The 2,433-nt window shown below is 29.9% G+C and carries 1 pseudogene; it reads left to right on the top strand.

Annotated elements, in window-relative coordinates:
• Positions 1-397 precede the first annotated feature (397 nt).
• A pseudogene (locus tag ACFIKG_RS08920) lies at positions 398-859 on the top strand (type ISP restriction/modification enzyme); the annotation flags it as partial.
• Positions 860-2,433 lie beyond the last annotated feature (1,574 nt).

The raw sequence follows: 2,433 nt of genomic DNA, 5'->3' as shown, positions 1-2,433 counted from the left end.
TGCTCAACCATATCCCCTTGCATTCATAGAGTGAATCTCCAAAGAACGCCTTATCTATGAGTTTTGAAGTTTTTGAGTATTTTGAGAGTTTGAGAAACCTTCAAAACCTATAAGCAAAATTCGCAATAAAATTCTTCAAAATACTCATTCTGATATTTTAAAGCACATAGTGCATTTGTCTTTTTTTCATAAAACGAATAGCAGATTTCACTATTTTGCTGATCTTATCCCATGTCATGGGCTGTGGATAAGCAGCATTTAAAAAACTTTTTGAAAAAAATATCGGCTTTTTTCGCATTTTTCTGCATTTTTTCTTAATTCGTTCAAAATGGATTTAATAAGCTTCGTTTTAATTCTTTTGAAGAGAATTAAACCCCTTATACGAAAACGGAGCTCTATTGTAACAGGACGTGAACTGGGTCATTTGCACGTGAATTATGAAACTGTAGAACCTTATCCAGTGACCTTTAAAAAGGGTAATCCAAAACAAACAGAGATCTATAATCCAGAAAAGTTTTATTATGTGACTGAAATGAAATTCGCAAAAATTAAGAATAGTAAGGAAAAAGATAAATCGATTGTTTTTTATAACAGCAATATCACAATAACAGATATCCCTCTTGAAGCTTATGAGTATATCGTCAATGGTAAACCCGCTCTTGAGTGGGTTATGGGGCGTCAATGTGTAAAGACAGATAAAAAGAGCAGCATTGTGAATGATGCCAATCGCTATGCTATTGAGACCATTGGCAACCCTGCTTATCCATTGGAGTTATTCCAAAGGGTTATTACTGTAAGTTTAGAGACCATGAAAATCGTTAAGAACTTACCAAAATTAGAACTAAGAGAAATTGAATAGACTTGGCTTGCTAAACTCACAAGGGGTATAGAATCTTATAACTATAATCTATACCTCTCTTGTTAAGTTGATTAGATACAATCCTAATATGCGTTATTCTAAAAAAGAAATCATTTCCACTTTTAAATACTCTTATTTTGATTGCTTTAAGACTTTTAAAAAATCCCATCTTAAAGTGAATACGCTTCTTTTACATTGCCTTTAAAAGATTATACCGTAATCTAAAATGATAGCTTTATGCTTTTCAAAAGCTTTGTTTAAACAGAATTATGTATATTCATTTTCTTATATTACTTATAGGTTTTTAAGGTTCTTAAAACCCTCAAAACTAAGTACCATAAAAGTCTTGATAACATTTCTTATGAGTTACAAACTATCTTTTGAAAGGCTTTAAAGATTACATACTCTCATAAGACATGTTTTAATCATTCACTAAATGATCACTTTTGTCGATTCAATGTACTGACATAAACTGACAAATATATATTTACAGTTGTATTTATTTGTTATGGCTGTTTTAATAAGTTGTATTTTGAAAAATTGATAAAACTTAACTTATTGAAATATAATGATTTTAATTTTCTCTCATTTAAAAAAAATGATATAGGTTCTAAAAAGAACTGACAAGACTGACAAAAGTTTATTAAAAGGGATTTTGCTCATCTCTATAATGATCAGTTTCTATTGAGATGTTTTCATAAGTGTTTTCATAATGGTCTATAAATCACAATTATCCTATTTATCATTTCTCTTATGAAACTGAAAAATGATGCCATGGCTATAAAGAACATAACAACTATAGAGAAAGCAAAAATGCAAATGAAAGCATTTGTTATAAAGACAGTCCCTATAAGGCTGTTAAGTCTAAAATGTGTTATTAAAAGAAATTAACAGAAATCTTAGAAGCCATTTAGTGACAAAATTGATAGGTTATAAAGTTTAAAATACGCATTATGAGAGCGTTTCTAAATATTATAAATGTATAGATTCAGAAAATAACGCAATCGTTTTATAAATCTTATAATATAGCTTTAAAAGCACATAAATATAAAAGAAGCAATTAATAAGCATAAGTTATTATCAATACACAACGTATTTAAAAAATAAGAAAAAAATATCAAAAAAGATAAAATATTATTTGACAATAAATACGTATTTTGTTATATAAATAATCAAGTGATCAAAACACTTTACGTTAAGCGGGTAGGTTACGAAACGACCTTATCCACTTCTTAAAATACTGACTATCTTTTATGCTTTTGTTAGCATATATAGTGATTTTGTCGGGTGTAGCTATGCCATACAATACCCTTTTTAGGGGAAAGCATAGCAACGGACTTAACGCCGTGTTTTGAGCGCCCGGCGCCTTTATAAGGTGTCAATTTCAAAACTTTTTACGTTAAGAAAGAATTTCCAATGAAAAAATACGAATTTACCAATGAAAAATTCACTTTTGATGGTCTTACTTTACACCGCATTCGTGCTCTAAGAGATTTCGATGATGTTAAGGCGGGGGACCTCGGCGGTTTTATTGAAAATGAAAGTAACTTATCCCATGATGGCAATTGCTGGGT

The sequence above is a fragment of the Bartonella sp. LB28NMGDW genome (assembly GCF_042194435.1).
Classification (GTDB): Bacteria; Pseudomonadota; Alphaproteobacteria; order Rhizobiales; family Rhizobiaceae; genus Bartonella; species Bartonella grahamii.
This window is presented reverse-complemented; position numbering and strand designations above follow the sequence as displayed.